General features: G+C 64.1%; 6 protein-coding genes and 1 rRNA gene. 2 read left to right on the top strand and 5 right to left on the bottom strand.

Annotation, left to right across the window (positions count from 1 at the left end; all coding sequences use genetic code 11):
* Positions 1–98, top strand: a 5S ribosomal RNA gene (gene rrf / locus HWX07_RS35385); the annotation flags it as partial.
* A gap of 638 nt (positions 99–736) precedes the next feature.
* Here the strand turns inward: rrf and HWX07_RS35380 are convergent.
* The 5 genes from HWX07_RS35380 to HWX07_RS35360 all read right to left on the bottom strand — a co-directional run bounded on the left by HWX07_RS35380 (position 737) and on the right by HWX07_RS35360 (position 4,852).
* Positions 737–1,944, bottom strand: a protein-coding gene (locus HWX07_RS35380) for an IS3 family transposase (RefSeq protein ID WP_175879372.1) whose coding sequence is annotated in 2 segments (ribosomal slippage) — positions 737–1,638 and positions 1,638–1,944 — 1,209 coding nt in all. Because the reading frame shifts where the segments join, the coding sequence is not laid out codon by codon here.
* A gap of 78 nt (positions 1,945–2,022) precedes the next feature.
* On the bottom strand, positions 2,023–2,502 hold the full coding sequence (locus HWX07_RS35375) for a GNAT family N-acetyltransferase (protein WP_175879365.1): 480 nt from the start codon (positions 2,500–2,502) through the stop codon (positions 2,023–2,025).
* 144 nt (positions 2,503–2,646) lie between these two features.
* The gene (locus tag HWX07_RS35370) at positions 2,647–3,018 is read right to left on the bottom strand and encodes a nuclear transport factor 2 family protein (protein WP_175879371.1); all 372 of its coding nucleotides are present in this window, start codon (positions 3,016–3,018) and stop codon (positions 2,647–2,649) included.
* Between the two features lie 54 nt (positions 3,019–3,072).
* Positions 3,073–3,672 (bottom strand): hypothetical protein, encoded by a 600-nt coding sequence (locus HWX07_RS35365; RefSeq protein WP_175879364.1) that lies wholly within the window; start codon positions 3,670–3,672, stop codon positions 3,073–3,075.
* A gap of 175 nt (positions 3,673–3,847) precedes the next feature.
* The gene (locus HWX07_RS35360) at positions 3,848–4,852 is read right to left on the bottom strand and encodes an AraC family transcriptional regulator (protein WP_175879363.1); all 1,005 of its coding nucleotides are present in this window, start codon (positions 4,850–4,852) and stop codon (positions 3,848–3,850) included.
* A gap of 143 nt (positions 4,853–4,995) precedes the next feature.
* Between HWX07_RS35360 and HWX07_RS35355 the strand changes: the two genes are divergently transcribed.
* On the top strand, positions 4,996–6,663 hold the full coding sequence (locus HWX07_RS35355; protein WP_175879362.1) for an acyl-CoA synthetase: 1,668 nt from the start codon (positions 4,996–4,998) through the stop codon (positions 6,661–6,663).
* Positions 6,664–6,674 lie beyond the last annotated feature (11 nt).

Here is a 6,674-nt window from a genome sequence, read left to right as displayed (position 1 = left end):
GAGTCGGTCCCACCCCTTCCCATCCCGAACAGGACCGTGAAACGACTCTACGCCGATGATAGTGCGGATTCCCGTGTGAAAGTAGGTAATCGTCAGGCTCCCTAAGCCAAAAACCCCCGCCCAAAAGGCGGGGGTTTTTGCATTTCAGCGATGGAAATGTACGGTGCGCCTAGTATGGGCCGCAGCTCGTACTGAAAGACCGCGCGGCAGCACGTCTAAGCAGCGGGCCGCCGAAGTCTCAGAAATCAGGTCCGCTATCGGACTGAGCGAACCTCGGTATTTCTCCGCTGCAACCTCTCTTACCGCAGCTGGTAGCCCAATCTCATCGACCGTACGCAGTGAGTCATCTTGCTGCGATCTCCTCACCCATCAGACTGGATTTGCCCCTGTATCTCCGGACACGCGCCAGAACGAACTCATCAATGTTGCGAATCAGGTGTTCGACAGATGTCCGTAATGACGCCATCTGCGAAGACCCCGCCCTCCCACATCTGGATTTCTTTCCCGACTGCCAGAAGTGGGGCAACCAGGGCGAAGGACAGAAACTTTACCGGTACATCGTGTTCGTGACCAAGTTCGAGAGCTCGACCGTCCACCAACCAGCGGCAATCGAAGTATTGGCCGTCGATAACCAGCGGGCAACCGAAGTGCATGCCCGGATTTATGAACACCGGCCCATTTCGTCCCCCTTCGGCCGTGGTTCTGAGGCGGAGACGTAGTACCACATCAGGTTGCATCAGACTCCCTCCCTGGCCAAGGTTCGCCTGAACTCACGTGGAGAGCGATACTTCAACGCGCTATGCGGATGCTTCCCGTTGTAATGCTCGAACGCGATAGCGAGATTGCGCGCTGCGCTCGCGGCGTCTGGCTTGGGCATGAACCCCACGTAGTCACGCTTCATCGTCTTCACGAAGCTTTCTGCCATGCCGTTACTTTGCGGGCTGCAGACAGGTGTGGTCAATGGCTTCAGGCCAATGCCAGACGCGAAGACCCTGGTCTTTTCCGCCGTATAGCCCGAGCCGTTGTCCGTCAGCCATTCGATTTCCGTCGGAGCCTTCAGGACGTAGCCAAAGCGGTTCTCAACGGCTGCCAGCATGACATCACGCACCACGTCGCCGCTGTGGCCGCCAGTCGTTGCCGCCCAGCTCAACGCTTCCCGGTCACAGCAATCTAGAGCGAACGTGACGCGCAGCGGTTCGCCGTTGTCGCAACGAAACTCGAAGCCGTCAGAACACCAGCGCTGGTTGCTCTTAGCCACTGCGACCTTGCCATCGTGCCGACGCTGCGGCCGTGGTGGAGAGGGCCGGCGTTGTAGCAGCAAGCCGTGAACGCGCATCACCCGATACACGCGTTTGGCATTCACGGGAGCGATACCCCGGCGCTCCCGCTCGCGGCGCAACATGCCCCAAACGCGGCGGTAGCCGTAGCTCGGCAGCTCAGCGACGGTCTGCCGAATCTCTTCCACCAGTCCGGCATCGTCCGTCTTCCTGGCACTACGTCCATCCAGCCAATCTGCCGGTCTTGCAAGCCTTGCCGCCATGTTCGAGCGCGCTACACCGAGAACGTCGCAGACCTGCTTCACTGCTCGTCCCCCGGCAATGAGGGTGAGCGCGCAATCCATTTTCGTGACTTCGCCACCTCCACCGCCTCACGAAGAATTTCGTTTTCCATGGTCTTTTTGCCGAGCAGTCGCTGAAGCTCACGGATTTGCTTGAGGGCATCGCTCAGTTCCGACGCCGGCACAACTTCTTCGCCAGCACTGACTGCCGAGAGGCTGCCGTCCTGGTAGAGCTTGCGCCAATGAAACAGCTGATTCGGATTCACACCGTACAGGCGCGCCACCATCGAAACCGTCTTGCCCGGCTCGAAGGTCTCCCTGACCATCGACACTTTTTCTTCTACCGACCACCGCCGCCGGCGCTCGGGTCCCGTCAATACTTCCATCACTTCTTGCTTGGTGTTAGTCAAAAACATAGTCGTATGCCTACCCGTTATTGTAAGTGGGTGACTGTGTCCGGCGTTTCAGGGGGCTGCTCCACAGACCATGATCCGCAAGATCGGAAAAAATCTGCCCGGGATGGCGCTCGATTCCTTTTCGCCGATCTTTTCGGCCCCCAGTGTCAGATAGAACGGCGCGGCATTGGGATCGGCTTCGATCACAAAGCTCTTGATTCCTCTCGCGGCGGCCTCGGTCCGAACCGATTCCCACAGCGCACGGGCGACGCCCTGACCCATGTGATCGGGATGAACGAACAGCCATCCGGGCGTTGGACGATCCGAATTCAACGATGCTCGGATCCAGAATCCGATGATCGACTCGCCTGATTCCGCGACGTAACCGATTGCCCCTTCGATCGTCTCCGGCGAGATCGTGAGATCGTTTTGCCACACGTCCAGCCATTCCTTCGGATAGCCCCAGTGCGCCTTCGAAAGGCGCGCCAGTCGTGTGAGTTCGTCCGCATCCGTGGCACGCGCAGCACGCACGGTAAATAGCTTGTGCATTTTGGCTCTCGTCATGGCGGACACCCTCGGTCGGCGTTTTCATGAGTGCATCATCCGGATCGTACGGTCTCATCGCCCGATCGACAGCCGACCCGCTCGCCGCAGCGTTGCGCGATGCCATTCAAATGCACACGCCCGGCGAGGCTATATGACCTGCGACGCATGTCCGGCGACGACGCGCCAGTGGGCGCCCGATCGACGCCAGAGGCGCGTATAAGCGAACATGCCGGTGAATGCCGCGCCATCGAAACGGCCGGCGAGAGCCGCTCGCGTCGTGGTGAGGATCATTTCGTCGACCGCGGATGCGCGCATTTCGATGACGTCGAGTGTGTCGAGACGCAAGAGCTTCGCGCGATGCACGGCCAGGTCGCCCTCTTTCGAGATGACCTGGCCGGTCGGGACTGTAAACACCAGATCGTCGTCCAGCAGCGCGTCGAGCGCTTCGACGTCGTTGGCCAGCATCGCCGTGCGGAGCGCGATTTCGCTGGGTTCGATGACGGTACGGATTGCATCCATGTCAGGCCTCGCATCATTTCGGAGGGAAAGCGGCACGGGGGCGACAAACTCGGTCTATCGCGCATTCGACAGCGACTGACGCCGGACCAGCATCACCATGCAGATGCCGATCGACGCGATCAGGTTGACGACCGGATAGAACGCGACCGCGATACTCCACGTGCTCAGTGCCAGCAACGCCAGCGCGTACTTGAGCACGCACAGCGCGAAATAGACGAGGCTCTCGCTCCACGGATCCCGGATCGTCTTGCGCACGGTCGGGCCGAGGCCGGCCAGCTCGATCAGCGTGACCAGGCAGATCGACACCGTCGGATCGTCGGTCAGCATCCACAGCGGAATGGCTGACAGTGCTGCACACAGGAACAGCCAGTCGACGCCCGTCCAGCCGCGCTCGCCGCGAAACAGGCTGGCGATCAGCGTCAGAAAGCACGTGACGGCAATCGCCGCCGTGCACCATGCGGACGGGCCCGCGCCCGCGACGAACTGGCCGGCGGCCGCGATCGCCGTGACGACCGACCACACGAGCCACGTGAACAGATGCGGGCGAACGGTGCGCCGATAGATCGCGAGCCCGTAAGGAATCGCCGCCAGCAGCGACACGGCCGTTCCGATCACGCCGAAGATCGAAGCGGCGCTTTCATCGACATTCACCATCGACGCAACCTTGTTCGGATTGCCGATCAGTATGTGGTCAGACGGATCGGGACGCAACGTCCTGCGTTTTCCGCGGTGCGGTGAGCGGTACGCAGATTCGCACCGGAACGCGGAAGAAACCGGACAGGCGCGTATCGACCGCACATGACGGGACGCTCCGCATCCACCTCGCCAGTCAAGACTCCGCCTTCGCCGCATGCACGTCGCGCCGAAACGCACCGGGGCTCGTGCCTGTCCATTTCCGGAACGCGCGATGAAACGCGCTCGGCTCGGTGAAGCCGAGCTCGACCGCGATCTCCGCGACGCTGAGCGCGTGCCCGCGCAGCAGCGACTGGGCCAGCGCGCCGCGTAACTCGTCCTTGATCGCCGCGAAACTTTGCCCTTCGCTGCGCAAACGCCGCCGCAGCGTCGCGGGCGTCGTGTCGAGGCGCACGGCCAGCGTGTCGAAGTCGGGCCATTCGCCGGCCGGCAGCGCCTTCAGGTGCGCGCGCGTCTTCGCGACCCAGCCCGTGTCGTGCCGGTAGCGCACGAGGAGATTGCCGGGTGCGCCGCGCAGGAAGGTCCGCAGTGCCTGCTCCGAGCGGATCGTCGGTAGCGCGAGGTACGCGGCGTTGAACGCGAGTCGGCTGTCGGGCCGGTCGAAATGCACCGGGACGCCGAAGAACTGGTGATAGTCGCTGCGCTGGCCGAGGCTCGGGCACGCGAAATCGATGCGCTGCAGCGGGATGCGCCGGCCGATCAGCCAGCACGCGACGCCCAGCAGGATCAGCCAGAACGTCCGGTACGCGAATGCCGGATACGGCGCACCCGATTGCGCCAGCACGATCTGCGCCTGCCCGTCGGCCACGACGAGTTCGCCATGCGGCTCGTCGAGCACCACACGGAGGAACTTCAGCGCGCGCCGCAGCGCCTTGTCGAGCGTGCCGGCGTGCAGCACCGCGTGACACAGCAGCGTAAAGCTGCCGCGCCGCATTGGGCGCGCGGCAAGCCCGAAGAATTCGTCGTCGAGCGTACCGGCGATCGCGAGCCACAGCCGGCCGTACTGCTGCGGCGTGACGGGCTCGTGCACGGCGGCCGGCAGCCCGGCGGCACGCAGCACGGGCGCGGTCGGCAGGTCGCGCCGGCGCAGGCACGCGAGCGCATCGTCGACGAAATCCGGCGAAATCATCTGCGGCCCCATTTTCTGCGTCCTCCCGACATGGCAAAAGCAATCACGATTCTAGATTCCGTTTGTCATTGATTGCAATGTAGGGGCTGTCTACTATCGATGTATCCCCGTCGCGCCTCTGGCTCGTCGGCGGCTATAACGCACAGGAGACACGCATGCCTGAAGGAGCTACCGCCCGCGCGGTGCCGGCCTACGCCGACGCCGTGGCCCGTTTCAATATCGAGACCGCTGCCGCGCAACTGGACGGCGATCTGGAGCGCGGCCTGAACGCGTGTGTCGAATGTTGCGACCGGCACGCGAAGGCGGACGCGATCGCGCTCGACTGGATCGACGCCGGCGGGCAGCACCACCGCTTTACGTTCGCGCAAATGCAGGCGTGGTCGGCCCGGGTCGCGAACCTGCTCGTCGCGCAGGGCGTGAAGCCGGGCGACGTGGTGGCCGGCCTGCTGCCGCGCACGCCGGAGCTCGTCGCGACGATCCTCGGTACGTGGCGCGCGGGCGCCGTGTACCAGCCGCTGTTTACCGCGTTCGGTCCGAAGGCGATCGAGCACCGGCTGCGCATGAGCGATGCGCGGCTCATTGTGACCAACGTCGCGAATCGCGCGAAGCTCGACGAAATCGCCGATTGCCCGCTAGTCGCGACGGTGCGCGAAGCAGGCGAGGCGCTGCCGGTGCACGACATCGATTTCCGCGCGGCGCTCGACGTGCAGTCCGATACGTTCGAGCCGGTACCGCGCAAGGGGTCGGACCTGTTCATGATGATGTCGACGTCGGGCACGACCGGATTGCCGAAGGGCGTGCCGGTGCCGCTGTACGCGTTGCTCGCGTTCGGCGCGTACATGCGCGAAGCGGTCGACCTGCGTGCTGACGACCGGTTCTGGAACATCGCCGATCCGGGCTGGGCGTACGGCCTCTATTACGCGATCACTGGCCCGCTGCTACTCGGTCATGCGACGACGCTGTACGAGGGCAGTTTCACGGTCGAGAGCACGTACGATGTGATCGACCGGCTCGGCATCACGAGCCTCGCGGGTTCGCCGACCGCATTCCGGATGCTGATGGCGGCCGGGACGGAAGCGGCCGGGCGCGTGAAGGGCCGGCTGCGCGTGGTGAGCAGCGCGGGCGAACCGTTGAACCCGGAGGTCGTGCGCTGGTTCCACGCGGCGCTCGGCGCGCCGATCCACGATCACTACGGCCAGACCGAGCTGGGCATGGTCGTGAACAACCATCACGGCCTCACTCACGTGGTGCACGTCGGTTCGGCCGGCTTCGCGATGCCGGGCTACCGCGTCGCTGTGCTCGACGAAGCGGGCCGCGAACTCGGCCCCGGCGAGCCCGGCAACCTCGCGATCGACATCGCGCGCTCGCCGCTGCTGTGGTTCCGCGGCTACTGGCAGCAGGACACGCCGGCGATCGCGGGCGGCTATTACCGGACCGGCGACAACGTGGAGCTGGAGCCGGACGGCGCCGTGAGCTTCATCGGCCGAGCGGACGACGTGATCACGTCGTCCGGCTACCGGATCGGCCCGTTCGACGTGGAGAGCGCGCTGATCGAGCACCCGGCCGTCAGCGAGGCCGCCGTGATCGGCGTGCCCGACCCGGAGCGCACGGAGATCGTGAAGGCGTTCGTCGTCCTGTCGAACGGGTTCGACGGCACCCCCGAACTCGCCGAGGAATTGAGTCTGCACGTGAAGCGGCGGCTGTCCGCTCACGCTTATCCGCGCGCGATCGACTTCGTCGACGCGCTGCCGAAAACCCCGAGCGGCAAGATCCAGCGCTTCGTGTTGCGCAAGATGGAAGCCGAGAAAGTCGCTCAACCCTGAATACGGACTGC

It is taken from the genome of Burkholderia sp. BCC0097, from assembly GCF_902832985.1.
Classification (GTDB): Bacteria; Pseudomonadota; Gammaproteobacteria; order Burkholderiales; family Burkholderiaceae; genus Burkholderia; species Burkholderia orbicola.
The sequence above is the reverse complement of the archived record's forward strand: the minus strand, read 5'-3'. Positions and strand labels throughout refer to the sequence as shown.

What these genes read in the sequence shown, in the direction of transcription:
- HWX07_RS35375 (WP_175879365.1), bottom strand. Translation starts at nt 2,502, where the DNA reads ATGCACAAGCTATTTACCGTGCGTGCTGCGCGTGCCACGGATGCGGAC.
- HWX07_RS35370 (WP_175879371.1), bottom strand. Translation starts at nt 3,018, where the DNA reads ATGGATGCAATCCGTACCGTCATCGAACCCAGCGAAATCGCGCTCCGC.
- HWX07_RS35365 (WP_175879364.1), bottom strand. Translation starts at nt 3,672, where the DNA reads ATGGTGAATGTCGATGAAAGCGCCGCTTCGATCTTCGGCGTGATCGGA.
- HWX07_RS35360 (WP_175879363.1), bottom strand. Translation starts at nt 4,852, where the DNA reads ATGGGGCCGCAGATGATTTCGCCGGATTTCGTCGACGATGCGCTCGCG.
- HWX07_RS35355 (WP_175879362.1), top strand. Translation starts at nt 4,996, where the DNA reads ATGCCTGAAGGAGCTACCGCCCGCGCGGTGCCGGCCTACGCCGACGCC.